This window comes from Streptosporangium sp. NPDC087985 (assembly GCF_044741965.1).
Taxonomy (GTDB): Bacteria; Actinomycetota; Actinomycetes; order Streptosporangiales; family Streptosporangiaceae; genus Streptosporangium.
In genome coordinates, this window is record NZ_JBIUTQ010000004.1 from 80,438 (window position 1) to 105,653 (window position 25,216).

A 25,216-nucleotide genomic window follows, 5' to 3' on the forward strand; every position below is an offset into this window, starting at 1 on the left:
GACCTGGAGCGACCCTTGCGACGAATCACCATTGGCTCCCTGATCGCAGCGGCGGCGCTGCTCGTCCCCCTGGGAATGAGCAACGCGACGGCCGCCACCCCGGCCACCGCCACCTACGCCACCACCATCGACTGGGGGACGGGCTTCGAGGGCAAGGTCACCGTGAAAGCGGGAACGAGCGCCCTGACGAGCTGGAAGGTCGAGTTCGACCTCCCATCCGGTAGTTCGATCCCCTCGGCATGGGACGCCGACCTCACCAAGAGCGGCAACCACTACACCTTCGTCAACAAGTCGTGGAACGGAGCCGTGGCGGCGGGGGCCTCCGTGAGCTTCGGATTCAACGGCGCGCCCGGCGGGCTGACCGGGGTGCTGAACTGCAAGCTCAACGGCGGCGCCTGCACCGGCGCCCCGGATCCGACCCCCGCCCCGACCCCCACCCCGACGGTCACCCCAACCCCCACCCCAACCCCAACCCCGACGGTCACCCCGACCGGCGACCCCAACCCCTCGGGTAAGAAGATCGTCGGCTACTTCACCAACTGGGGCGTCTACGCCCGCAACTACCACGTGAAGAACCTGGTCACGAGCGGCTCCGCGGCGAAGCTGACCCACATCCTGTACGCGTTCGGCAACACCACGGGCGGCCGGTGCTCGATCGGCGACTCCTACGCCGACTACGACAAGGCCTACACCGCCGACCAGAGCGTCGACGGAGTGGCCGACACCTGGGACCAGCCGCTGCGCGGCAACTTCAACCAGCTCCGCAAGCTGAAGAAGGCCTACCCGAACATCAAGGTGATCTGGTCCTTCGGCGGCTGGACCTGGTCCGGCGGCTTCACCCAGGCCGCGGCCAACCCCACCGCGTTCGCCGACTCCTGCTACAGCCTGGTCAAGGACCCGCGCTGGGCGGACGTCTTCGACGGCATCGACGTCGACTGGGAGTATCCCAACGCCTGCGGTCTCACCTGTGACAGCAGCGGCCCCAACGCGTTCAAGAACGTGGTCTCGGCGCTGCGCTCCAAGTTCGGCGCCAACGCCCTGGTCACCGCGGCGATCACCGCTGACGGCTCCAACGGCGGAAAGATCGATGTCGCCGACTACGCGGGTGCCGTCAACAACCTGAGCTGGCTCATGCCGATGACCTACGACTACTTCGGCGCGTTCAACGCCCAGGGGCCGACGGCTCCGCACTCCCCCCTGACCTCCTACACCGGCATCCCGCAGGCCGGTTTCAACTCCGACGCAGCGATCCAGAAGCTGAAGGGCAAGGGCATCCCTGCCAGCAAACTGCTGCTCGGCATCGGCTTCTACGGCCGCGGCTGGACCGGTGTGACGCAGGCGGCTCCGGGCGGCAGCGCCACCGGCGCGGCCCCGGGCACCTACGAGGCCGGCATCGAGGACTACAAGGTCCTCAAGACCAAGTGCCCGGCCACCAGCACCATCGCAGGCACCGCCTACGGCCTCTGCAGCGGCCAGTGGTGGAGCTACGACACCCCGTCCACCATCGCCGGCAAGATGACCTACGCCAAGAACCAGGGTCTGGGCGGCGCGTTCTTCTGGGAGGCCAGCGGCGATACCGCCAACGGCGAACTCATCAGCGCGATCTCCAACGGGCTCAAGTAATATTTCGACACTCGGCCCTCCGTGTGCGTCACGCCGCGGGGGGCCGAGCCGTTTCTGAAAAGATCCTCATAATCCGGATCAAGGTATTCACTCAGGACAAAGGGCTCTCTAGACTCCGAATCGCCTGTTTGACCCCCCGGAGGATGTGTGCGACTTCGAGCCCTCGCGGCCCTGGCGATCATGCTTACCATCGCCCCCGGCGTCCCCGCGTCCGCCGAGAACCCACCCGCGCCCCCGCCCGTCGTCGCCCAGGATCCTCCGGCATCCGCCGCGGAGACACCGGCCGAGGAGACACCGGAGCCCGCCGCGGGGACACCGGAGGCCAAGCTCGAACCCGGGCTCACCGTCGACGGCGGCGAGGCCCGGGTCATCGTCGAGGTGGCCACCCCCGTGGAGACCGCGTCGGTCGCGGACGAGGCCCGGGAACTGCCCGGCGCCGAGGTCGTCCTCCAGCCGCCGGACACCTCGTTCATCGTGGTCGAGGGCACGGGCGAGTCCCTGGCGGCGCTGGCCGAGGACCCCCGGGTCGTGTCGGTCCGCCGTGACCGCGCCTACACCGCCGCCTCGCTGGCCTCGGGCCTGACGCTGATCGGAGCGGACCGGGCCCAGGCGGAGGGGGTCACCGGCGAGGGCAAGATGATCGCGGTCATCGACACCGGGATCGACCGGGACCATCCCGCGCTGGGCGGCAGGGTCGTGGAGGAGGCCTGCTTCTCCGCGGCGGACGGCGGCCCGGAGTCGCTCTGCCCCAACGGGAGCACCACGCAGATCGGGCCGGGTTCCGCCGACGCGAAAACCTCCCGGTGCGTGGACGGCACCGTCAACCTGTGTGACCACGGCACCCACGTGGCGGGCATCGCCCACTCCGTCGCGCCCGGCGCGGACATCGCGGCCATCCAGGTCTTCAGCCGCACGGACGACTGCGACATGGGGGAGGATGCCTGCCTGAGCGCCTACGAGTCCACGATCCTGCTCGCCCTCGACCACGTCACCAAGCTGAAGGACGACGGCGCCGACATCGTCTCGGTGAACCTCAGCCTCGGCGGTGGCCTCTACGATGGCGCCTGCGACGGCGAACCCGAGATCGGGGCGATGAAGGCGAAGATCGAAGCGCTGCTCGCCAGGGGCGTGACGACCGTCGCCGCAGCCGGGAACGACGGTTTTCCCGGTGCCGGAGCCCCGGGCTGCATCTCCAGCGCGGTGACCGTGGGCGCGATGGATGACAGCGACCACGTCCCCCACTGGTCCAACTACGGCCCCGTACTCGATCTCTTCGCCCCCGGTGTCGCGATCGACTCCGCGGTGCCGGGCGGCGGGACCGCGGTCTACAGCGGGACCTCGATGTCCACCCCGCACGTCACGGGCGCGCTGGCGCTGCTGGCCCAGAAATTCCCCGCCGACACGACGGACGCGCTCCTCGGCAGGCTCACGGCGGCGGGGCGCCCGATCATCTACGACGGGGTGACCACTCCGCGCCTCGACGTGTACGGCGCGCTCACCGGCAGCGCCCCCTCGCCCCCGGTGACCCAGTCACCCGACCCGGACGAGCCCGGTGACGAGCCGAGCCCGGCCCCGAGCTCCGGGCCACCGCCGGCCCCCGGTCCGGTGACCCCGCCCGCCCCGAGCCCGGTCCCGCTGCCGACGGTGACCGTCACGGTGACCGTGACCGCCACGCCCACCACCCTGCCGGCGGTGTGCACCCGGGGCAGGGCGAAGACGACCCTGACCGCCGCCCAGTGGGCCACCGAGATGACCCGGGGCAAGGGAGAGCTGTCGGACGAGACACTCGGCTGCTACCTGCGCCTGGTCGCGAAGGCCAGCGACGTCTTCCCCGAACTGACGCGCGCCTCTACGCTGGGTACCGCCTACCGGGTGCTCCGGCCTTCCGCGAAGATCAAGCTCACCGGGAAGGTCAAACTGGAGAGCGAGCTGCTGGCCGCCTGGCTGAACTGGGCGCACGGCGGGGTCAACTTCACCGCGAGGATCAACGAGTCGACCACGGTCCGGCAGGCCCTCGCCTCGGCCGAGCGGCAGCGGCTGAAGAGCACCATCTCCTCCGCCTCCATCTCAATGCTGAAAAAGCATGTGAACTCGCGACGTATCGCGTAAGCCCGAGATGGGTCGCTTAAGGTGATACCCATGGACCCGACCAAGGTGATCATCGACGGCGTCGACCGGTTCCGGCAGCGGCGCACCGCTCCACTGGTCCTTGAACTCGACCTCACCGAGGGCCTCACCGAGGGCCCTCCGGCGGATCCGCTGGGCGCGCTCCTGTCCATGCGCAGAACGAGTCTGACCGACGTGCTGTCCGCGCTGAAGCGCGCCCGGAACGACCCCCGGGTCAGGGCGCTGATCGTCAAGATCGGCACCCGGCCGCTGGGGCTGGCGATGGTGCAGGAGCTGCGCCAGGCCGTGGTCCAGTTCAGGGCCGCCGGCAAGCTGACGGTCGTGTTCGCCGAGACGTTCGGCGAGTTCGGTGCGGGCACCGTCCCCTACTACCTGGGCAGCGCCTTCGAGCGTGTCTACCTGCAGCCGTCCGGCGACGTCGGGCTGACCGGCATCGCGATGGAGCAGCGCTTCCTGCGGGGTGCGCTCGGCAAGCTCGGTGTCGAGCCCCAGATGGGCCAGCGGCACGAGTACAAGACCGCGGCCAACACCTTCACCCAGGACCACATGACCGAGGCCCACCGCGAGTCGATGGGCCGGATCACCGAGTCGGTCACCGAGCAGATCGTCGCGGGGGTCGCCGAAGGACGCGGGCTGGAGCCGGCCAAGGTCCGCCGGCTCATCGACGAGGGCCCGTTCATCGGCGCCGAGGCCGTCGAGGCGGGGCTGGTGGACCGGCTGGCCTACCGTGACGAGGTCTACGACGAGGTCAAGCAGGCCGTCGGCGACGACGCGCTCCTGCTCTACGTGGGCCGGTACGCCAAGGGGCTGATCGCGAAGAAGCTCCCGCGCCCCGGTGAGCAGACCGTCGCGCTCGTCCACGGCACCGGCGCGATCCGGCTCGGCCGCAGCGGGCGCAGCCCGCTGGGCGGCGGCGGTTCGATGGGCTCCGACACCGTCTGCGCCGCCCTGCGTGCGGCCCGCCGTGACGAGCACGTGAAGGCCGTCGTCTTCCGGGTGAACAGCCCGGGCGGTTCCTACGTGGCCTCCGACGCCATCTGGCGCGAGGTCGTGCTCACCCGCAGGGCGGGCAAGCCGATCGTGGTCTCGATGGGCGACATGGCCGCCTCCGGCGGCTACATGGTCTCGATGGCCGCGGACGCGATCGTGGCCCAGCCGGGCACGCTCACCGGTTCCATCGGCGTTTTCGGCGGCAAGGCGGTCATCGGCGGGCTGCTGGAGAAGCTCGGCGTGACCTCCGAGACGGTCGGCGAGGGCACCAACTCCGGGATGTTCTCCCCCACGACCGCCTTCTCCGAGGCCCAGTGGGCCCGGATCAACGCCTGGCTCGACCGGGTGTACGACGACTTCGTGAACAAGGTGGCCGAGGGTCGCGGCCTGTCCAGGGAACGCGCCCACGAGCTGGCCAAGGGCCGGGTCTGGACCGGCGCCGACGCCCACGCGGGCGGGCTGGTCGACGAGCTCGGCGGCCTGGAGGACGCCCTCGCCCTGGCCCGGGAGAAAGCCGGCCTCGCCGCCGACGCCCCGGTGCGGGTCTATCCCAAGCTGAACCCGCTGGAGCGCCTGCGCCCGCCGGACTCCAGCGAGGACAGGACCGCCGCCCTGGCCAAGGTCCGCCTGGAGTCCTGGGGCCCGCTCGCCCACCTCGCCACCGAGCTCGGCCTGCCGTCCCACGGCCCGCTCATGCTCCCCGGCTCGTGGACGATCCGCTAGCGCGGCGGGCGGTCTGCCGGCACGGCGGCGGGACCGGTCAGCCGACGGGGCGGTACCGGCCGCGGAGCCGTACGAGCGGGAGAACCTTCGGGTTGACGTAGCTCACGTCCAGGACGCGGGCGATGTAGAGCGTGTGGTCCCCGGCCGGGACGACCTGGACCGTCTCGGCCTCCAGGGCGGTCACCCCGCCGTCCACGACGAGCGCCTCGCTCAGCTCCCCCCGGTGGTGCGGCGTCCCCGCGAGCAGCAGCCGGGCGCCGGGCCGGCCGGCGGTGGCGAAGCGGCTGGCGATCGTCTTCTGCTCGGCGGACAGCACGCTGGCGGCCCAGCGGTCGCGGCGCAGCAGGAGTTCGTTGAGGTAGCCGGTGTTCTCCATGCTCACCATCACCAGCGGCGGGTCGAGCGAGATGGAGGTGAGGGTGCCGACCGTCGCTCCCACGTCGTCGCGCTCGTCCTTGACGGTGACCACCGTCACCGCGGTCGGCGCCTGCGCCATGGCCTCGATGAACTCTTTCATGCCGCCATCATCCCGGACCGCGCCCGCCACTCCGGACGCCCCGAGGTCCGGACCTCCGGGTGTCCGGCAGAAGCGGTACGGCCCGCGCACGGGATCGCGCGCGGGCCGTACCGGGTGGAGCCGGGAGAGAGCCGGAGGGCCTAGAGCAGGCCGTTCTGGGTCAGCCAGTCCTTGGCGACCACGGCGGCGTCGTCCTTGTCCACCGCGATGCGCTTCATCATGTCGACGAGGGTGGCGGTGTCGAGCTTGGCGGAGACCGCGTTCAGCGTGGTCTTCACCGTGTCGCCGGTGGCCGCCCTGTTGACCAGCGGCGTGATGTTCTGGGCGCTGAAGACGTTCTTCGGGTCCTCAAGCGAGACCAGGTCGTTGAGCACGATCTTCGGATCGGTCGTGAACACGTTTCCGGCCAGGACCGTACCGCTCTTGATGGCGTCAGCAGTGGTGGCGGCGGTCGGCTTCCACTCCTTGAACTCCAGGCCGTAGACGTCCTTGAACTGGGCCTCACGGCGTTTCTTGAACTCCGGCGGCCCGCCCACGACGTAGTCCTTGGAGATCTTGGCGAGGTCCTCGATCGAGGTCAGGCTGAACTTGGTGGCGCTCTCCTTGGTGACCGTGAGGGAGTCCTTGTCCTCGGCCGCCGCCGAGTCGAGGATCTCCACCTGGTCCGGGAGCTCCGTCTTCAGCTCGGCGTTGACGTCGTCCTTCGACGTCGCCGTGCTCTTGGGGGCGATGAACGCCAGAAGCGCTCCGTTGTACTCCGGCAGGATGGTCAGGCCGCCGCTCTTGATCTGGTCGTAGACGATCTCGCGGCTGCCGATGTTCGGCTTCTCCTGGACCTTCACGCCCTTGGCCTCCAGTGCCTGGGCATAGATGGAGCCGAGCAGCACGCTCTCGGGGAAGTCGAAGGAGCCGACGACAGCCGTCTCACTGGAGGCCGACGCGGACTCCGGGGCGGCCGGGCTCGCGGACGCGCTGGTCAGGGGGTTTTCCCCACCGCACGCGGTAAGTGTGAGCGCTGCGGAGAGGAGGATCGCCGCAGTGCCGGACAGGCGCTTCACCGTAATTTTCCCTTCTAAAGCGGGGGGTAATACATAGATTAGCGGATCTGTTTCCTCTGGCTCACCCCCGGCGACACCGTCATCCGCTGCACCACCGTGAACAGCACCTGCACCCCGAGTGCGAACAGCACGACCAGTACGGCCCCGCCGACCACGCTCTCGTAGTCCTTGGTCGCCAGGCCGTCGATGATGAACCGGCCGAGCCCGCCGAGCCCCGCGTAGGCGGCGACGGTCGTGGTCGCGACCACCTGGATGGCCGAGAGCCGCAGGCCGAGCAGGAGCAGCGGCAGCGCGACCGGCACGAGCACCCGGCCGAGGACCTGTCCGCCGCGCAGGCCCATGCCGTACGCGGAGTCGCGCAGTTCGGGGTCCACCCCGCGGACGCCCTCGTAGGTGTTGACCAGGATGGGCGGTGCCGCCAGCGCCACCAGCGGGATGAGCACCGGCCAGACCGTGGCAGTGCCGAGCACCAGCACGATCAGGACGAGCAGGCCGAGCGTGGGCATCGCCCGGGCGACGTTGACCGTGATCACGATGAGGTAGGCGCCCCGGCCGGTGTGACCGATCCACAGCCCCAGCGGCAACGCGATCAGCGTGGCCAGCAGCAGTGCCGCCGCCGAGAAGGCCAGGTGCTCCAGGAGCCGGGCCGGGATACCGTCGGGCCCCGACCAGTTGTCAGGGTTTCCGAAGAAGCCGATCAGCCAGTTCACGTGTTCCCCCTCGCTCGCACCCAGGGGGTGAGCAGGCGCTGCACGACGAGCAGGAGCCCGTCCGCGAAGAGGGCGAGCACCACGACGAGCACGATCCCCACGACCGCCGGGGTCGGGAAGTCACGTTTGAAGGCGTCGGTGAACAGGTTTCCCAGGCCGCCCTGACCGATCAGCGCGCCCACGCTGACCAGGCTGATGCTGGAGACCGCGACCACGCGCAGCCCGGCCAGCACCACCGGGACGGCGATCGGCAGCTCGACCTGGATCAGCCGTCGCAGCGGGGTGAACCCCATCGCCACCGCGGACTGCCGGACGTGGTCCGGGACCGAGTTCATCCCGTCCACCACGGCGGGGACGAGCACGGCCACCCCGTAGAAGGTCAGCGGGATGATCACTGTCGCCGGCCCGAGTCCGGTCGCCGGAAGCAGGAGCATGAAGACGGGGAGGGACGGCAGGGCGTAGACGACGTTCATCAGCCCGGCGGTCGGCTGGTACAGCAACCGCCAGCGCACACACGCCAGCCCGATCGGCAGGGCGATCAGCAGCCCCAGGACCACGGGGAACAGCGACATCAGGACATGCTGTCCGAGCAGGAGGTCGATGCTGCCCGCCCGGCCGGTGCTCCAGTTACGCCAGATCCAGTCCCAGCGGACCAGCGGCTCCTCACCCACCAACGGCTCCCCGGGAGGCGAGGGTCAGCGCCTCGTCCAGCTCCTCGTGGGTGGCGACGCCCTCGACCCTGCCCGTGCCGTCCACCGCGATCGCGCTCCCCGAGGGCGACAGCAGCGCCGCGTCCAGGGCGGCGCGGAGCGAGTCGCGGCCCCTGACGAACGTCCCGTACGGCGCGAGCGGCGCGTCCGCCAGCGTGCCGGACTCCGGCAGGTCCTTGACGGCGGCCCAGCCCAGCGGCCGGTTCCTGTCGTCCACCACGGCCAGCCAGTCCTCGGCCGTCCCCCGCACCGAGGAGACCCCGGCGGAGGCGGGCGCGGTCAGGTCGGTGCGCAGCCGCAGTCCCTCGTCGGAGACGAACGACAGCCGCCGGATGCCCCGGTCGCGGCCGAGGAACTCCCTGACGAAGTCGTCGGCGGGCCGGGCCAGCAGCGTCGAGGGGTCGGCGAGCTGCGCCAGGCGTCCCCCGACGCGCAGCACGGCCACCCGGTCGCCGAGCTTGATGGCCTCGTCGATGTCGTGGGTGACGAACACGATGGTCTTGTGGAGCTCGGCCTGCAGCCGGAGCAGTTCCTCCTGCAGGCTCGCCCGCACGATCGGATCCACCGCGCTGAACGGCTCGTCCATCAGCAGCACCGGCGGGTCGGCCGCCAGCGCGCGGGCCACGCCGACGCGCTGCTGCTGGCCGCCGGAGAGCTGGAAGGGGTAGCGGTCGGCCAGCTTGAGGTCGAGGCCGACGCGCTCCAGCAGCTCCATCGCCCGGTCCCGGGCCCTCTTCCTGTCCCAGCCGAGCAGGCGGGGCACCGTCGCCACGTTGTCGACGATCCTGCGGTGCGGGAAGAGCCCGGCCTGCTGGATGACGTAGCCGATCCCCCTGCGCAACGTCGGCGGATCGATGGTCTTCACGTCCACGCCGTCGAGGAGGATCCGGCCCTCCGTCGCGTCGATCATCCTGTTGATCATGCGGAGGGACGTCGTCTTGCCGCACCCCGAAGGGCCGACGAACACGGTTATCTCCCCCGTGGGCACCTCGAGTCCAAGGTCGTCGACGGCGACGGTCCCGTCGGCGTAGCGCTTGGTGACACGGTCGAATTTGATCATGCGCAACCTCTTGCTCTCCGGCAGAGCCGCGGCCGCCGGCCACAACTGCCCCCGTGATCCAGCACGGGCCGTCCTATGGCTGACGTTCCCGATCCGTCTTCCCGTCTCCGGTCGAAGCGCCTCCGAACAGCGCGATATCTATCAAATGGGCATTCAATCCTACAGAGAACCTCAACAACTCGGCATGATTACCCATATCGTGGAGATTGACACCTCCAGTTTCATACGCATCACAGGCCCTACGGCCTCCACTCCACACCACGCTCGCCCGAACTACCAGAGGAACGGCCCCGTGCCCCCACCGCTCCTCGGTCAGCGCATGCGCGGCGAACTGATCGCCGAGCTCTACGACCGTCACGCCGCCGGACTGTTCGCCTACTGTCACGATCAGCTCGGTGACTCCGGATCCGCCGCCGCCGCGCTGGTGGCCGTCTTCGCCACCGTCCCCGACGTGGAGCCCCCGCGTGCCGCGCTCTACGCGGTCGCCCGTCGTGAGATCTACCTGCGGGACGTCGTCTACTCGCCACCCTCCGCCGGCGCCGACCCGGTCGCCGCCTTCGTCGAGCGGGTGCTGCGTGACCTGCGCCCACACCAGCGCGAGGTGCTGTACCTGTCCGGCATGTGCCAGATGGACACCGCCGAGCTCTCGTGGGTGCTCGACGTGGCGGCCGACACCGCCGACGAGCTGACCGTGAGCGCCTGCCGCCGCTTCGCCCAGTCGCTGAACCTGGCCCTGGCCTCGGCCAGGGTGCCGGACCATCTGACCGACGTGTTCGGCGCCCTCCCCGTCGCCCCGGTCCGCGACGTGCTCGTCCGTGCTCCCTGGGCCACCCCGCCCGCGGCCCTGCGCGCCGCCGCGCTGGGACCCCGGCCCGGTACGGCCTCCGCCGCGTCCTCTCCCATCCTGCGGGTCAAGCCACTGTGGCCGACGACTCCGGCATGGCCGCTCCCGCTCACCGGCACCGGCGCCGGTGAGCCCTCCCCGTCGGAAGGCTTTCCCGACCCCTTCTCCTTCCGGGACCTCGACGTGCTCTCCGCGCACGAGGCCACCACCGAGCCGATGCCCCAGATCAGGGACGCGGTCCTGACGGCGCTCGACGACGTGCTCTCGCGGCCCCGGCGGCCGAGGCTTCAGCGGCCGAGGCCGCGACCGCGCGGCGCCGCACCCCTGCCCACCCCGACCGTGTCTCCCCTGGCCTCCCCCGCCGCGCCTCCTCCGTCCACCCCCACCGCGTCTCCCTCGGCCGCCCCCACCACTCCGCCCTTCCTGGCCGCCCCGCTCCCCGCCGACATACTCGACGACGTGCTCGACGAGCCCCCGGCGGAGAGCCTGTTCCGCCCCCGCACCCCCGAGGCTCCGGCGGCCCTGCTCCACACCGACAAGCTGGTCGCCTCCGCGCCCCGCGCGGAGCCGGTCCCCGCCCCCGGCTCCGCCCCCGGGCCCGAGACGGACACGCCGGGCGGCGCCGTGACCGGCGGGGCGGGGTCCGACGCCGAGACGGCGCAGGCCGTACTCCTGAAGCGGGCGGACCGGCCGACACGTCGCAGGCCCCGGCCGACCAGGAAGGAGAGGCACCACGACTGGATGTGGGAGCTGATCGGCTTCCTCATCTGCGTGGCGATCGCGATGCTCGTCTTCTTCGTCATGCCGACCAGGTGACGCCGTAGGAGCCGTTCCACGGTACGGGTCACTCCGCCGACAGGACCAGCCCGCTGGTCGGCACGCCGGGGACCGCGGGGGACCGCGCTCAGCGGCCGGGGAGGGCGAACCTGACGGTGCCGGAGGCGTGGTCGCCGAGGCTCACCCTGCCGCGGACCTCAACCGTGAACTCACCGTCATCGCACGCGACGACGGTGCCGGTGAAGGTCAGCGTGTCACCCGCGTAGGCGGGGACGCCAAGCTTGACGTTGATGCCGCGGATCAGCGACTCGGGGCCCGCCCAGTCGGTGACGTAGCGTTCGACGAGGCCCATCGTGGTCAGGATGTTGAGGAAGATGTCCTGCGAGCCCTGCGCGTGAGCGCTCTCGACGTCGTGGTGGACCGGGGTGAAGTCCATCGTCGCCAGCGCCGTCGAGACGATCATCGTGGGGCTGAGGTCGATCACGAGATCGGGGAGAACGGATCCGACCCCCACCTGATCTTCGGTAAGTGTCCGCATCACAACTCCCGGGGGGCCCACATCGGCAGGATCAACTCGTCATCCATCTGGCGATACGTAACACTCAACGGCATACCGATACCCACTTCTCCGGGTGGGCAGTCCACGACGTCGCCCACGATCCGCACCCCTTCCGGCAGCTCCACCACAGCGACCACAAAAGGCGCTTTCAACCCCGGCCTGGCTAGATCTTGTTGAAGTCCACTGGCGCTCCAGGGGGTGCCGCCGGCGGTGCCGGATGAACTCGTCGATCTCGGTGATGTCGCCGGGAGCCGGGGGTCACCTTCCCGGGCATCACGCCTCCCAGCGGTGATGCTCAGGCCGGCCGCTCCGGAAAATAGAACGCATTCTATTATTTGCCCGGGGGCGACTGATCGCAATAGCTGCCGACACCCGGCTGTAATACATATGCCGTGAAAGGATGGGGCATCTTTGTGACCGGCGGGTAATCAGTCAGAGGGTCCGGAAATCAGATAACGTGTTCTCATGCGTACCCCGCATATGACCATCGAGGCGCCCGTTGCCTCACGCCTCCCCGGCCCGCCGCCCCCGAGCGCCGCCGGACGGGCCACGATCAAGGGGGCAACCGGCGTGCAGAACGGATCGGCGTCCGCGGGCGTCCGCACGAGGAGTCAGCACCAGCGGCGCAAGCGCATCGTCCAGGCGGCCGCCGCCCTCGCCTCGCGCGGCGGCGTCGAGGCCATGCAGATGCGCACCGTCGCCGAGCGTGCGGGAGTCGCCCTCGGCACCCTCTACCGCTACTTCCCCTCCAAGATGGATCTTGTCGTCGCCGTCGTCAGCGAGGAGATCGATCTTCTCGAGGGCAGCATCGAGCGCCGCCCGCCCAGCGCCGCCACGGCCTCGGGACGCGCCGTCGACGTCCTGATGCGCGCCACGCGCGGCCTGATGCGTGAGCCCGAGCTCGCCGACGCGCTCATCCGCTCACTGATCATGGCCGAGGTGGACACCCCCTTCGGGGACCGCATGACGGGCCTGCTGCTGCGCGTCGTCGGAGACGGGCTCACCCCGGAGACCGCCACCGAGGAGCAGTTCGCCCTTACCGACTCGCTGGCCAGCATCTGGGTGCACGAGCTGCTGGAGATGCTCCGCGGCCACCGCACCTACGAGCAGATCCAGCGCCGCATCGAGATCGCCGCCACCCGCCTGCTCGCCGACCTGCGGCCGGCCGCCTCCGCCTGAGGTCTTCCCCCGAGACCCTCCGCCCGAGACCTTCCGCCTGAAACTAGAACGCGTTACGGTCGCAGGTGGAAGATGATCAGAGCGACGTTTTGGTAAAACGCGCCAAGGGACCGGCTCGCTGACGCCGGCTCCGAGCCGCCGGGCGAGGGGATCGTATGGGTGCAGTGATCGTCGAGGCCGTGAGAACCCCGATCGGCAGGCGTAACGGCTGGCTGGCGGGGCTGAAGCCGCAGGCGGTGCTCGCCGCGGCGCTGAGGGGCCTGGTTGACAGGTCGGGGATCGACCCGTCGGCCGTGGGCCAGGTCTTCGCCGGGTGCGTCACCCAGTCGGGTGAGCAGGGCGGCCACGTCGGACGGCACGCCTGGCTCTACGCCGGCCTGCCGTACCAGACGGGCGTGACCACGATCGACGCGCAGTGCGGCTCCTCCCAGCAGGCCGTACACCTGGTGGCGGCCCTCATCCAGGCGGGCATCATCGACGTCGGCATCGCCTGCGGCGTGGAGGTGATGAGCCGCGCCCCGCTGGGGAGCAACGTGTTCCCGGCCGATCCCCGGCCCGGCGACTGGGCCATCGACCTGCCCGACCAGTTCACCGCCGCCGAGCGGATCGCCCAGCGGCGCGGGCTGACCCGCGAGCGGCTCGACCGGTTCGGCGCCCGGTCCCAGCGGCTGGCCGCCGAGGCATGGGCCGAGGGCCGGTTCGACCGGGAGATCGTCAAGGTGACCGCGCCGATCCTCGGCGAGGACGGGCAGCCGACCGGCGAGAGCCGCACCGTGGACACCGACCAGGGGTTGCGCGAGACGACCGTCGAGGGGCTGGCCAGGCTCAAGCCGGTGATGGGCGGCGGCCTGCACACCGCGGGCAGCGCCTCCCAGATCTCCGACGGCGCGGCGGCCGTGCTGCTGATGAGCGAGGAGGCCGCCGCCCGGTACGGCCTGCGCCCCCGCGCCCGCATCCTCGCCCAGGCGCTCGTCGGCGCCGAGCCGTACTACCACCTGGACGGGCCGGTGAACGCGACGGCCAGGGTCCTGTCCGCCGCGGGCATGACCATCGGGGACATCGACCGGTTCGAGGTGAACGAGGCGTTCGCCTCGGTCGTCCTCTCCTGGGCCGCGGTGCACGGGCCGGACATGGACCGGGTCAACACGGGTGGCGGCGCCATCGCCCTCGGCCACCCGGTCGGCGCGACCGGCTCCCGGCTGATCACCACCGCCCTGCACGAACTGGAGAGGTCGGACTCGTCCACCGCGCTGGTGGCGATGTGCGCGGGTGGGGCGCTGGCCACGGCGACCGTTCTCGAACGGCTCTGAGAGCGAGAAACACCACCGTTGACATCCCGCCGCGGGGCCGTACGGCAGGCGGCGCCCGGCAGACGCCGGTGGCGGGGTGAGACCCGAGGGGTGATCCGCCGCATGCCAGGGGACCCGGTCCGCTACGCCCTACACTCGTAGACATCCGATGTATGAGGGAATCCGGGGACGGTGAAGCGTGGCGGTCACCGACGCCGCTATCGACAGGATCAAGCAGATGATCCTCTCGGGCGAGCTCGTCCCCGGGAGCAGGCTGCCGAAGGAGTCCGAGCTGGCCGGACGGCTCGGCCTGTCGCGCAACTCCCTGCGGGAGGCCGTCCGCGCCCTGGCCCTGATCAACGTGCTGGACGTGCGTCAGGGCGACGGCACCTACGTGACCAGCCTGGAGCCGCGGCTCCTGCTGGACGCGATGTCGTTCGTGGTGGACTTCCACCAGGACGACACGGTGCTGCAGTTCCTCCAGGTCCGGCGGATCCTGGAGCCGGCGGCGACCGCGATGGCCGCGTCGCGGATGACCGCGGCCGAGGTCGACCGGCTGCGCGAGATCCTCGGCGCGCTGCCCGCGCACCCGAGCGTGGAGCAGCTCGTCGCCAACGACCTGGAGTTCCACCGGCGCATCGCGGCGGGCTCGGGCAACGCGGTGCTCTGCTCCCTCCTGGAGAGTCTGTCGGGCCCCACCACCAGGGCGCGGATCTGGCGGGGGCTGACCCAGGAGAACGCCCTGGAGAAGACCCGCGAACAGCACGCCGCGATCTGCGACGCCATCGCGGCCGGGCAGCCCGAGGTCGCCCATGCCTGGGCGACGGTCCACATCGCCGGTGTCGAGGAGTGGCTGCGCAGCGCGCTCGCCTGAGCAATCATCCGCCGCGGGCATCCCGGCGATCGACGAGGTGGTGGAGAGCGTCACCCATCCCTGTCTGCGGCCGGCCCGCAGAGTTCTCTGCCGATGACCGACAGGGATCGACAGGTGTGCGCGGACAGTAAAGAACTGGGCGCCGACAGGCAATGTCCGGCTTATGTCGTCAACCTAATATGAGGTGTCCGCAAAACCGATTCCTCTTCAGGAGGGGAATACATGCGATCGACTCGCAGAATTCTTTCCGCTGCCGCCACAGGCATTCTCGCCGTGGGAATGATGACAATCGCCTCCCCCATGGGCGCCGCGCACGCGGCCGCCTCCGACTGCACGAATGGCAAAAACGGCTTCGTCGACATTCCCTACAACAAGACCGGAACCGTCATTAACAGCATTACCCTGGACGGCAGCAGGAAAGTAGAGCTGCACGCGGGCACGATCAACGGCGCCCAGCACGGATGGGCCATCATCCGGGGAGCGACCAAGAAGGGCGACCGAGTCTGGATGGACTGGACCCAGAACTCCGGGACCAGCTGGATCCAGTGCGGTCCCTTCACCGTGCAGAGCGACGGCTCGCCGAACACGAGCGCGGCCAAAAAGACGAGCACTGCGAGCGGCTATCGGTTCCGGGCCTGTGGGGATACCCCCACCAAGTCCGCGGTGTGCGGCCCCTGGTGGTAGGGACAGCAATCCGCGTCCGCTCGCCCTGGGATCGGTAAGGAACAGGGAGCAGGCCGGGCCATCCGGTCCAGAGCGTTCTCGAACCACACGGAGAAATACCGCACGACACGCGGAACCATGCCAGGAGCCACCCGAGGGGTCCGCCAGGGCGAAACGGCGGACCCCTCAATGGTCCAGGGCCCCGGATATCCGGCGTGTTTCCCCGCTATCGGCGATCCCCGCACTTCACGACCGGTCACTACATCTCGACAGGCCCCTTCAAGGACTTTTCGGACACTCCCCACCTGTGGTTAACCAGCAGAGTCCCCGTCGGAGCCCTGCCGACAACCGGCAGGGGTCGACAGGCGTGCGCGGACAGCAGAGCGCTGTGCGCCGACAGACAATGTTCGGCTGATGCGATCCACCTAGCACGAGGTATCCGTAAAACGGATTCCTCTTCAGGAGGGAAACACATGCGATCGACTCGTAGAATTCTTTCCGCTGCCGCAGCAGGCGTTCTCGCCGCGGGAATGATGACAATCGCCGCCCCCGTAAGCGCCGCGCAGGCATCCGTCGCCGACTGCGTGAAAATTCCCTACGAAAAGACCGGAACCATCGTTAGTAGCACTCTCATGGACGGCAGGAGACTAGAGCTGCACACGGGCACGGTCAACGGCGCCCAGCACATATGGGCCGTCATCCGGGGAGCGACCAAGAAGGGCGACCGAGTCTGGATGGACTCGACCGCCAACTCCGGAATCAGCTGGATCCAGTGCGGTCCCTCCGTCGTGCAGGGCGCCGGCTTGCCGGCCACGAGTCCGGCCCAACAGACGAGCGGTGCGCCCGGCAATCGGTTCCGGGTCTGCGGGGACACCCTTACCCGGCTCGCGGTGTGTGGCCCCTGGTGGTAGGACGCCTGGTGAGCGGACCCCGGAAAAGTGACATCGAGTAGCCCGTCGCCTGATCCGCGGCAGTAATGGGCCACACGATCGGCCAGAGGAGCGGGCAGGTACGAGCTTCGAGATCATGAAGTTCTCAACGCCAAATGATCAGAGAAGACCGTACCTGTCCCCTCATCATTATGATCAAACGGGACGGCCGGGTGGGGCGCTGGGCCGGCCCCACCGGATGACAGGTATCGCGTCATCCCCTAGCTTGGACAATATGGTTGACCAAGCAGCGGATCGGGCCGCCTGCCGTGTCCGTTGACCCGCCGGGATTCGAGCTGCCGCTCCGGCTGTTCATGGGTTTCCGCGTCCTCATCGACGAGCTCCACACCGAACTCGTCCGCCAGGGGCATCCCGACCTCCGGCCGATGCACGGCTTCGTCTTCCAGGCGATCGGCACCGACGGCACGACAGCCACCGAACTCGGCCGCCGACTGGGGGTCTCCAAGCAGGCGGCGGGCAAGACCATCGACTCGCTGGAGCAGCTCGGCTACGTGGAGCGCGGCTCCGACCCGCGTGACGCGCGGCGCAAGGTCGTACGGCTCACCGAGCGCGGCGTCGACTCCCTCGTGCGGTCGGCGCGCGTCTTCGACGAGCTGCGCGCCCGCTGGGCCCAGACGCTCGGCGAGGAACGCCTGCGTGCGATGGAGACCGACCTGCGCAAGGTCACCCCGGCGGATCTCTTCCGGCTCGACGTCCCGGGCTGGTTCGGCGGTTACTGACGGCCGCCCCTGCCGTTCAGCCCGTGATCAGTTCCTCGGCCGCGAGGTCGGCCCAGAGGTCCTCGGGGACGGGCCGGCCGGCCAGGGCCGCGTTGCGGGTGACCTCGGCGGCGGATCTGGCGCCGACGACCACCGAGACGACCGCCGGGTGGCGTAGCGGGAAGGCCAGTGCCGCCTGGGGCAGGGTGACGCCGTGACGCTCGCAGACGGCCGCGATCCGGCGGGCGCGGGCGAGCAGCGGCTCGGAGGCCGGGGCATAGTCGTAGGTGCCCGACGGTTCGTGGGTGGCCAGCAGGCCGCTGTTGAACACCCCCGCGGCGAACACTGGGACGCCGCGCTCCTGACAGAGCGGCAGCAGTTCCTCGGCCCCCGACCGGTCGAGCAGGGTGTGGCGGCCGGCCAGCATGACCATGTCCACACCGGTCTCGCGGACGAACCGGGTGAGCATCTCCGCCTGGTTCATGCCGACCCCGACGGCCCTGACGACCCCCTGGTCGCGCAGCTCGGCCAGGGCCGGATAGGCCTCGGACACGGCCTGCTCCCAGTGGTCGTCCGGATCGTGGATCAGCACGATGTCGACCGCGTCGAGGCCGAGCCGCGCCAGGCTCTCCTCCAGCGACCGTCGCACCCCGTCCCGCGAGAAGTCCCACACCCGGCGGAGGTCGGCCGGGACGTCGAAACCCTGGTCGTCCCTGCCGGCGGGACCACCGGCGGGCGCCGGCACGAGCAGGCGGCCGACCTTGGTGGACAGGGTGTAGGAGTCGCGGGGCCGTCCGGCCAGGGCGGCGCCGAGCCGCCGCTCCGACAGGCCGAGCCCGTAGTGGGGCGCGGTGTCGAAGTGACGGAACCCGGCGTCGTAGGCGGCGTCCACCGTCGCCCTGGCCTCGTCGTCGCCCACGGCGGTGAACAGGTTGCCGATCGAGGCGGAGCCGAAGCCGTAGGTGCTGAGGGGGAAGGTCATGGCAGTCAATCCTGTACCTTGCCGTAGCCGCTGGGGAAGAGGATCAGTCCTGCGCCTTGCCGCCGGCGAGGCGGCTGATCATCAGGGCGATCAGGATGATCGAACCGTAGACGAGCTGCTTCCACTCGCCGGGCACGCCTTTCAGCGTCAGGATGTTCTCGACGAGACCGATCACCAGGACACCGGTGAGAGCGCCGAGGATCGTGCCCTTGCCGCCGTCCATGCTGACCCCGCCGATGACCGCGGCGGCGAAGGCCATGAAGATCCAGCCGACGCCCTGGTTGGCGCTGATGCCGCCCAGGCGGCCGGTCTCCAGCACTCCGGCGAGCGCGGCGATCACGCCACCGACGACGAAGACGGTCCACAGGACCCGCTCGACCCGGATGCCCGCCGCGCGGGCGGCGTCGGCGTTGCCGCCGATGGCGTACAGCGCGCGACCGGCCCGGAAGTAGCCGAGCGCGGCGATGGCCCCGGCGAAGAGCACGCCGGTGATCCAGATGGCCGCAGGGACGCCCAGCCAGGTGGCACTGCCGAGGTAGAGGAACGACTCCGGCAGCGCGAACAGGCTCTTGCCCTGGGTCAGGCCGAGCTGGAGGCCGTGAACGACGATCATCATGGCCAGCGTGACGATGAAGGCCGAGAGCTGGAACCGCATGATCAGGAAGCCGTTGAAGGCGCCGATCAACCCGCCGATCAGCAGGCAGAGCGGGATCACCAGGACGGCGGGCAACTCCAGGCCGAACCCGCCGGAGGCCACCGGGATGACCAGCATCACGCCGACGGCGGGGGCCATGCCGACCGTGGACTCCAGAGACAGGTCGAACTTGCCGGCGATGAGGATCAGCGCCTCGGCGAGCACCACCAGCGCCAGGGCCGACTGCTGCTGAAGCACGTTGATCAGGTTGCCCGGGGTGAGGAAGACCGGATCCACGAAGGATCCGGCGATCAGCAGCATGACGATCACCGGGACCAGGGTGAGGTCCCGGAAGCGCCCGAGCTGGATGCGGCGGCCCGCCGGAACGGCCGCCGCGGGAGAGGTCTTTGTCGTGGTCATCGCTGGTCGATACCTTCCATCGCCGCCACCAGTTCGGTGTCGGTCCAGCCGCGCGGCACGTCCTTCACGACGTGGCCGTGGAACATGACCAGGACCCGGTCGCAGATCCGCAGGTCGTCGAGCTCGTCGGAGACCAGCACCGCTCCGGCCCCCCGGGCGGCCGCGTCCTCCACGGCGCCGAGGAGCGCGTGCTTGGCCTTCACGTCCACCCCGGCGGTCGGGTTGATGACCACGAGAGCGCGGGGGTCGTCCGCCAATGCCCTGGCCAGCACGACCTTCTGGGCGTTGCCACCGGACAGGTCGCCCACCGGCTGGTCGGGGCCGGTCGTCTTGATGTCCAGCTCGGCGATCATCCGGGCGCCGCGCTCACGCCGTCTCGCCGGGGAGATCAGGCCGTACCGGCCGAGCTTGTGCGCGATCGGAACGGTGGCGTTCTCCGCGATCGACAGCAGCGGGACGAAGCCCTCCCGGTGCCGGTCCTGGGGGACGAAGCCGAGCCCGGCGGCCAGAGCCGAGGGCACGTCTCCCGGTCTGACCTCGGTGCCGTTGACGGTCACCGTGCCGGTGTCGGCCCTGCGGAGGCCGACCAGGGTCTCGGCCAGGCCGACCTTGCCGCTGCTGCCCGAGCCGGCCAGACCGACGATCTCCCCGGACCGGACGGCCAGGTCCACCCTCCGGTAACGGCCGTCGAGGCTGAGCCCTCGGGCGGCGAGGACGACGGGGGCCGAGGTGTCGGCCGTACGGGACCGGTGTTCGTAGGCGGCGGAGGCCTCGCCGGTCATCGCGTCGACCAGCCGGTCGTGCGGGAGGTCGCCGACCTTCGCGGTGACGATGTGCCGGGCGTCGCGGAAAACCGAGACGCTCTGGCAGATCTCGTACACCTCCTCCAGGTGGTGCGAGATGAACATCATCGTCACGCCCTGCTCCCGCAGCGCGCGCATCCGGTCGAAGAGCCGCTGGATGGCAGCGCCGTCGAGCTGGGCGGTGGGTTCGTCAAGGATGACGAACCGGGCGCCGAACGACAGTGCCCTGGCGATCTCCAGGAGCTGACGCTGCTCGACGCCGAGGTCTCCGGCGAGGCTGTCGGCGTCGACGTCCACGCCGTACTGCTCCAGGAGCTGCCTGGCCCGTGAGCGCAGAGCACGCCAGTTGATCGCGCCCCGATCCGTCTGGCGGTTCAGGAAGAGGTTCTCCGCGACGGTGAGCGCGGGAATGATCGTCGACTTCTGGTAGACACAGGCGACGCGCTGCCGCCAGGCGTCCCGGTCGGCCGGCGGCGGGGCGGGCTCTCCGCCGAAGCGGATCTCGCCCTCGTCGGGGCGCTGGAGACCGGTCAGGATCGACACCAGGGTGGACTTGCCCGCGCCGTTCCTGCCGACCAGCGCGTGCGTCTCCCCCTCCGTGATGGCGATCCCGGCGCGGTCGAGCGCGGTGGTCGGGCCGAAGCGCTTGGTGATGCCGAGCGCTTCGACCGCCTTAACGGAAGATGTCATCACTTGACCTGATTGCCCCAGAGATTCTTGTCGTCGACATTCTCCTTGGTCACCAGCGGGGCGGGAAGCTGGTCCTCAAGACCGTTCGGAAGCTGGATGATCGTGCTGTCGTGGTCGGTCGGGCCGGGCTGGAAAGTCTTGCCGTCGACCGCGGCCTTGGCGTAGAAGAGCGCGTACTTGGCGTAGAGATCGGCCGGCTGGGAGACCGTGGCGTCGATCTCCCCCTTGCGGATGGCCTCGAACTCCTGTGGGATGCCGTCGTTGGAGATCACGAAGACGTGCTTGGGGTCCTCCAGCGGCACGATCAGGCCCTTGGCCTTGAGCACCTGCAGGGTCGGGGCCAGATGGACGCCGCCGGCGTGCATGTAGACGCCCTTGATATCCGGGTGCTGCTGGAGGCGGGTCTGCAGCATCGAGGCGGCCTTGGTGCCGTCCCACTCGGTCGGCTCCTCGAAGATCGTGATGCCGGGGAACTTCTCCTTCATGCACGCGCCGAACGCCTCGGCCCGGTCCCGGCCGTTGACGGACGACAGCGCGCCCATGAGCTCGACGACCTTGCCCTTGCCGCCCAGCTTCTCACCGAGGAACTCGCACGCCTTGGTGCCGTAGGCCTTGTTGTCGGCCCGCACGACCATGAAGACCTTGCCCTTGTCTGGACGGGTGTCCACCGAGACGACCGGGATGTTCTTACCCTCCAGGGTCTGCAGCGTGGAGGCGATCGCGCCGGTGTCCTGCGGGGCCATGACGATCGCCTTCGCGCCCTGGCCGAGGAGCGCCTGGGTGTTGGCGACCAGCTTGGCCACGTCGTTCTGGGAGTTGGTCGGCGGCATCAGGTCGACGCCCAACTCCCCGGCGAGCTGGGGGACGTACTTGTTGTAGGAGTTCCAGAAGTCGGAGTCGGCACGCGGGAAGTCGACCCCGATCTTTCCGCCCTTGGCTCCGGTGTCGGCGGGCGCGGCGGAGGTGCCGGTGGTCCCCGACGAGCCACATGCCGAGATGGTGCAGACGAGCGCGAGCAGTGCCACGCCCGTTGCCGCAGTTTCACGTCTCATACCGTTGCCTCGATTCGAAACCAAGTGGGGGGTGAACTTGCTGGTGAACCGGTATCTCGTACCTCGTCCGCCGCCGGGCCGCGCCGCGTCACGTGGCGGGTCGGAGCCTGAGCCCCTGCATCCCTCCGTCCACGGCCAGGACCGTGCCGGTGGTGGAGCCCGCGAGCGGGCTCGCGAGGTAGGCGATCGCGGCCGCGACCTCGTCCGCGCTCACCAGGCGGCCCATCGGCTGGCGTCCCGAGAGGGCCGCCCGCTCGGCCACCGGGTCGGGGGCCGCGTCGAGCAGGCGCTGCACCCAGGGCGTGTCCGCGGTGCCGGGGTTGACGCAGTTGACGCGGATGCCCTCGCGGACGTGGTCGGCGGCCATCGCCAGGGTGAGCGACTGGACGGCACCCTTGGACGCGCTGTAGAGCGCCCGCTGGGGCAGCCCCGCCGCAGCGGCGACCGAGCAGGTGTTGACGATCGCCGCGCTCGCCGAGAGCCGGAGGTACGGCAGGGCCGCCCGGGTCACCCGGACGATGCCGAGGACGTTGACGTCCAGGACCCTGAACCACTCCTCGTAGGGGTTGTCCTCGACCGTCCCGGCCGCGCCGATCCCGGCGTTGTTCACCAGGATGTCGAGGCCCCCCATCTGCCCGGCGACCCGGGCGACCGCCGTACGGACCGTGTCCTCGTCGGTGACGTCCGCCTTGACCGGGATGAACGGCTCGCCGGGCGGGTTGACGTCCAGGCAGGCCACCGTCGCGCCGCGCTCGGCGAGCAGGGTGGCCGTGGCCAGGCCGATGCCGGACCCGCCGCCGGTGACCAGCGCTCGCAGGCCGTCGAACTCACCCATTGAGGGACCTCCAGACCGGACCGTCGGGATAGGTGTGGTCGCTGATCGACCGGGCGTGCATGGCCGCGCCGGAGCCGGGGCGGCTCGGCGCGACGTAGGAACCGTTCCTGATCACCACGGGGTCGGCGAAGTGCTCGTGGAGGTGGTCGACGTATTCGATCACCCGGTTCTCCATCGAGGCGCTGACCGCGACGTAGTCGAACATCGCCAGGTGCTGGACCAGCTCGCACAGGCCCACCCCGCCCGCGTGCGGGCAGACCGGGACGCCGAACTTGGCGGCGAGCAGCAGGATCGCGATGTTCTCGTTCACGCCCGCCACGCGGGCCGCGTCGATCTGCAGGTAGGAGATGGCCTCGGCCTGCAGGAGCTGCTTGAAGATCACACGGTTCTGCACGTGCTCGCCGGTGGCGACCGGGATCGGCGCGATGCCCCGCGCGATGGCGGCGTGACCGAGCACGTCGTCGGGGCTGGTCGGCTCCTCGACCCAGTGTGGCCGGAACTCCGCTAGGGCGTTCACCCAGGCGATGGCGGATCCGACGTCCCAGCGCTGGTTGGCGTCGACGGCGATGGGGAAGTCGTCCCCGCAGGTGTCGCGCGCGATGCGCATCCGCCGCCGGTCGTCCTCCAGGTCGGCGCCGACCTTCAGCTTGATCTGGGGGAAGCCGTCGGCCATCGCCTTCTCGCAGAGGCGGCGGAGCTTGTCGTCGCCGTAGCCGAGCCAGCCGGGCGAGGTGGTGTAGGCGGGGTAGCCGTGTTCCTTCAGGTACGCGATCCGCTCCTGCCGTCCCGGCTCGGCGGCGCGCAGGATCTCCAGCGCCTCCCGCGGGGTGAGCGCGTCGCTGAGGTAGCGGAAGTCCACCAGCGCGACGAGCTCCTCGGGCGACATCCCGGCGAGCAGCAGCCAGAGCGGCTTGCCCTCCCGCCTGGCCTTCAGGTCCCAGAGCGCGTTGACCACGGCGGAGATCGCCATGTGCATGACGCCCTTCTCGGGGCCGAGCCAGCGGAGCTGGGAGTCGTGGACCATGTCCGTCCAGAGCGCGCCCAGGTCCTCGACGTCCTTACCGAGCACGTACGGCTCCAGCGCCCTGATCGCGGCGGTCTGCACCTCGTTGCCGCGGCCGATGGTGAAGGCGGAGCCGTGGCCCTCGGACCCGTCGTCGGCCTTCAGCACCAGGTAGGCGGCCGAGTAGTCCGGGTCCGGGTTCATCGCGTCGGAGCCGTCGAGCTCCAGCGAGGTGGGGAAGCGGATGTCGTGGGTCTCCAGCGCGGTGATGCGACAGCCGGTCACGCCTGCCCCACGGTCTGGCGCTGGCGGCCCAGGCCGTCGATCTCCAGCTCCATGATCTGGCCCGCGCGCAGGTACGGCGTGCCCGGAAGGCCGAGTGCGACGCCGGCCGGGGTGCCGGTGTTGATGACGTCGCCGGGTTCCAGGACCATGAACCGGCTGAGGTAGCGGACGATCTCGGCGACATGGAAGATCATGTTCTTGGTGTCGCCGTCCTGGTACAGCTCGCCGTCCACCCGGAGCCGCAGCCCGAGGGCCTGCGGGTCGGCGATCTCGTCGGCGGTGACCAGCCAGGGGCCGAGCGGGTTGAACGTCTCGCAGGACTTGCCCTTGTCCCACTGGCCGCCGCGTTCGAGCTGGAACTCGCGCTCGGAGACGTCGTTGGAGATCGTGTAGCCCGCGACCTTGGAGAGCGCCTCTCCGTGCGTCTCCACATAGCGGGCCGTCTCGCCGATGACGACGGCCAGCTCGACCTCCCAGTCGGTCTTCACGCTGCCTCTCGGGATCAGAACCTCGTCACAGGGCCCGATGACCGTGTTGGGGGCCTTCATGAAGACGATCGGCTCGGCCGGGATCGCCGCGCCCGTCTCCTCCGCGTGGTCGCGGTAGTTGAGCCCGATACATACGATCTTTCCGGGCCGGGCGACCGGCGCGCCGATCCGCAGCCCCTCCGCCTCCAGCACGGGCAGCTCGTCCCGCTCCAGCGCCTCGCGGACGCGCGCCACTCCCCCGGAGACGAAGAAGGTCCCGTCGATCTCGGGTTCGGAGATCGCGCGGAGCGCACCGGCCCCGTCCATGACGGCTGGTCGCTCCTGGCCGACGGGCCCGACTCGCAGCAGTTTCACACCGCACCCTTCGCTTATACATCGGATGTATCGTGCCGTGATGTTGAACGACGTCGGACCTCCATGTCAATCCCCCTGAGAGATACATCCGATCCGTTACCGATGGAGAATCCGCAGATGACGGCCCATCAGGGGGGTGATCCCCCGGCTCTCTCCGGGCATTCATCGGATGGGCCGCGCGGAGGACGGCGGGGATCCCCCGGTGGACCGTCCAGAGCGCGAGTCCGCTCCATTGATCCACAGGCTTCAAACATCGGAGGTCAAACCTTGTTATCGCGGGGGTTTCGGTGCTATCTCCTTGGGACAGGCCGGCCCCCTG

At 69.9% G+C, this 25,216-nt stretch carries 23 protein-coding genes; 9 read left to right on the forward strand and 14 right to left on the reverse strand.

Annotated elements, in window-relative coordinates:
• Positions 1–15 precede the first annotated feature (15 nt).
• From ACIN94_RS11505 to sppA, 3 genes are all read left to right on the forward strand, one after another.
• Positions 16–1,623: a glycosyl hydrolase family 18 protein gene (locus tag ACIN94_RS11505; RefSeq protein WP_400703249.1), complete on the forward strand. Its 1,608-nt coding sequence runs from the start codon at positions 16–18 to the stop codon at positions 1,621–1,623.
• A gap of 147 nt (positions 1,624–1,770) precedes the next feature.
• Complete coding sequence (locus ACIN94_RS11510) at positions 1,771–3,732, forward strand: S8 family peptidase (RefSeq protein ID WP_400703252.1); 1,962 nt, start codon at positions 1,771–1,773, stop codon at positions 3,730–3,732.
• A 30-nt stretch (positions 3,733–3,762) separates the two neighbouring features.
• Positions 3,763–5,463 (forward strand): signal peptide peptidase SppA, encoded by a 1,701-nt coding sequence (gene sppA, locus ACIN94_RS11515; RefSeq protein ID WP_400703255.1) that lies wholly within the window; start codon positions 3,763–3,765, stop codon positions 5,461–5,463.
• Positions 5,464–5,500: 37 nt separating this feature from the next.
• On the opposite strand, the gene ACIN94_RS11520 is transcribed toward sppA, so the two are convergent.
• From ACIN94_RS11520 to ACIN94_RS11540, 5 genes are all read right to left on the reverse strand, one after another.
• Entirely contained in the window at positions 5,501–5,980 is a 480-nt protein-coding gene (locus tag ACIN94_RS11520) for a flavin reductase family protein (RefSeq protein ID WP_400703258.1), read from the reverse strand.
• A 140-nt stretch (positions 5,981–6,120) separates the two neighbouring features.
• Positions 6,121–7,038, reverse strand: a complete 918-nt coding sequence (locus ACIN94_RS11525) for an ABC transporter substrate-binding protein (protein WP_400703261.1) — start codon at positions 7,036–7,038, stop codon at positions 6,121–6,123.
• A 38-nt stretch (positions 7,039–7,076) separates the two neighbouring features.
• Entirely contained in the window at positions 7,077–7,748 is a 672-nt protein-coding gene (locus ACIN94_RS11530) for an ABC transporter permease (protein WP_400703264.1), read from the reverse strand.
• Positions 7,745–8,419: an ABC transporter permease gene (locus ACIN94_RS11535; protein WP_400703267.1), complete on the reverse strand. Its 675-nt coding sequence runs from the start codon at positions 8,417–8,419 to the stop codon at positions 7,745–7,747. Before ACIN94_RS11535 ends, ACIN94_RS11530 begins: the two co-directional genes overlap by 4 nt.
• A complete protein-coding gene (locus ACIN94_RS11540) occupies positions 8,412–9,518 on the reverse strand; it encodes an ABC transporter ATP-binding protein (RefSeq protein WP_400703270.1) in 1,107 nt (368 codons plus the stop codon). The genes ACIN94_RS11535 and ACIN94_RS11540 overlap by 8 nt, the downstream gene beginning before the upstream one ends.
• 292 nt (positions 9,519–9,810) lie before the next feature.
• Here ACIN94_RS11540 and ACIN94_RS11545 point away from each other — a divergent pair, with 292 nt between their 5' ends.
• On the forward strand, positions 9,811–11,178 hold the full coding sequence (locus tag ACIN94_RS11545; protein ID WP_400703273.1) for an RNA polymerase sigma factor: 1,368 nt from the start codon (positions 9,811–9,813) through the stop codon (positions 11,176–11,178).
• Between the two features lie 88 nt (positions 11,179–11,266).
• Here the strand turns inward: ACIN94_RS11545 and ACIN94_RS11550 are convergent, their stop codons facing one another.
• Positions 11,267–11,677, reverse strand: a complete 411-nt coding sequence (locus tag ACIN94_RS11550; RefSeq protein WP_400703276.1) for a MaoC/PaaZ C-terminal domain-containing protein — start codon at positions 11,675–11,677, stop codon at positions 11,267–11,269.
• The gene (locus ACIN94_RS11555) at positions 11,677–12,057 is read right to left on the reverse strand and encodes a Zn-ribbon domain-containing OB-fold protein (protein ID WP_400703279.1); all 381 of its coding nucleotides are present in this window, start codon (positions 12,055–12,057) and stop codon (positions 11,677–11,679) included. The genes ACIN94_RS11550 and ACIN94_RS11555 overlap by 1 nt, the downstream gene beginning before the upstream one ends.
• A 106-nt stretch (positions 12,058–12,163) precedes the next feature.
• Between ACIN94_RS11555 and ACIN94_RS11560 the strand changes: the two genes are divergently transcribed.
• The 5 genes from ACIN94_RS11560 (at position 12,164) to ACIN94_RS11580 (ending at position 17,372) form a co-directional block, all read left to right on the forward strand.
• Positions 12,164–12,877: a TetR family transcriptional regulator gene (locus tag ACIN94_RS11560; RefSeq protein ID WP_400703282.1), complete on the forward strand. Its 714-nt coding sequence runs from the start codon at positions 12,164–12,166 to the stop codon at positions 12,875–12,877.
• A gap of 155 nt (positions 12,878–13,032) precedes the next feature.
• Positions 13,033–14,187 carry a steroid 3-ketoacyl-CoA thiolase gene (locus tag ACIN94_RS11565; RefSeq protein WP_400703285.1) on the forward strand — a complete coding sequence of 385 codons (1,155 nt, stop codon included), beginning with the start codon at positions 13,033–13,035 and terminating at the stop codon, positions 14,185–14,187.
• A 178-nt stretch (positions 14,188–14,365) separates the two neighbouring features.
• Entirely contained in the window at positions 14,366–15,040 is a 675-nt protein-coding gene (locus tag ACIN94_RS11570; protein WP_400703288.1) for a FadR/GntR family transcriptional regulator, read from the forward strand.
• A 222-nt stretch (positions 15,041–15,262) separates the two neighbouring features.
• Positions 15,263–15,724 carry a hypothetical protein gene (locus ACIN94_RS11575; protein WP_400703291.1) on the forward strand — a complete coding sequence of 154 codons (462 nt, stop codon included), beginning with the start codon at positions 15,263–15,265 and terminating at the stop codon, positions 15,722–15,724.
• Between the two features lie 1,147 nt (positions 15,725–16,871).
• Positions 16,872–17,372 carry a MarR family winged helix-turn-helix transcriptional regulator gene (locus tag ACIN94_RS11580; RefSeq protein ID WP_400703294.1) on the forward strand — a complete coding sequence of 167 codons (501 nt, stop codon included), beginning with the start codon at positions 16,872–16,874 and terminating at the stop codon, positions 17,370–17,372.
• A 16-nt stretch (positions 17,373–17,388) separates the two neighbouring features.
• Here ACIN94_RS11580 and ACIN94_RS11585 read toward each other — a convergent pair whose 3' ends face one another.
• From ACIN94_RS11585 to ACIN94_RS11615, 7 genes are all read right to left on the reverse strand, one after another.
• Entirely contained in the window at positions 17,389–18,333 is a 945-nt protein-coding gene (locus tag ACIN94_RS11585; RefSeq protein WP_400703297.1) for an aldo/keto reductase, read from the reverse strand.
• A gap of 43 nt (positions 18,334–18,376) precedes the next feature.
• Entirely contained in the window at positions 18,377–19,387 is a 1,011-nt protein-coding gene (locus ACIN94_RS11590) for an ABC transporter permease (protein ID WP_400703300.1), read from the reverse strand.
• Positions 19,384–20,880, reverse strand: coding sequence for a sugar ABC transporter ATP-binding protein (locus ACIN94_RS11595; RefSeq protein ID WP_400703303.1), 1,497 nt, complete (start codon positions 20,878–20,880; stop codon positions 19,384–19,386). The genes ACIN94_RS11590 and ACIN94_RS11595 overlap by 4 nt, the downstream gene beginning before the upstream one ends.
• Positions 20,880–21,932, reverse strand: a complete 1,053-nt coding sequence (locus ACIN94_RS11600) for a sugar ABC transporter substrate-binding protein (RefSeq protein ID WP_400703306.1) — start codon at positions 21,930–21,932, stop codon at positions 20,880–20,882. Before ACIN94_RS11600 ends, ACIN94_RS11595 begins: the two co-directional genes overlap by 1 nt.
• An 88-nt stretch (positions 21,933–22,020) precedes the next feature.
• Positions 22,021–22,767 carry an SDR family NAD(P)-dependent oxidoreductase gene (locus ACIN94_RS11605; protein ID WP_400703309.1) on the reverse strand — a complete coding sequence of 249 codons (747 nt, stop codon included), beginning with the start codon at positions 22,765–22,767 and terminating at the stop codon, positions 22,021–22,023.
• The gene (locus ACIN94_RS11610) at positions 22,760–24,055 is read right to left on the reverse strand and encodes an L-fuconate dehydratase (protein ID WP_400703312.1); all 1,296 of its coding nucleotides are present in this window, start codon (positions 24,053–24,055) and stop codon (positions 22,760–22,762) included. The genes ACIN94_RS11605 and ACIN94_RS11610 overlap by 8 nt, the downstream gene beginning before the upstream one ends.
• The gene (locus ACIN94_RS11615; protein WP_400703315.1) at positions 24,052–24,897 is read right to left on the reverse strand and encodes a fumarylacetoacetate hydrolase family protein; all 846 of its coding nucleotides are present in this window, start codon (positions 24,895–24,897) and stop codon (positions 24,052–24,054) included. Before ACIN94_RS11615 ends, ACIN94_RS11610 begins: the two co-directional genes overlap by 4 nt.
• Positions 24,898–25,216: the final 319 nt, after the last annotated feature.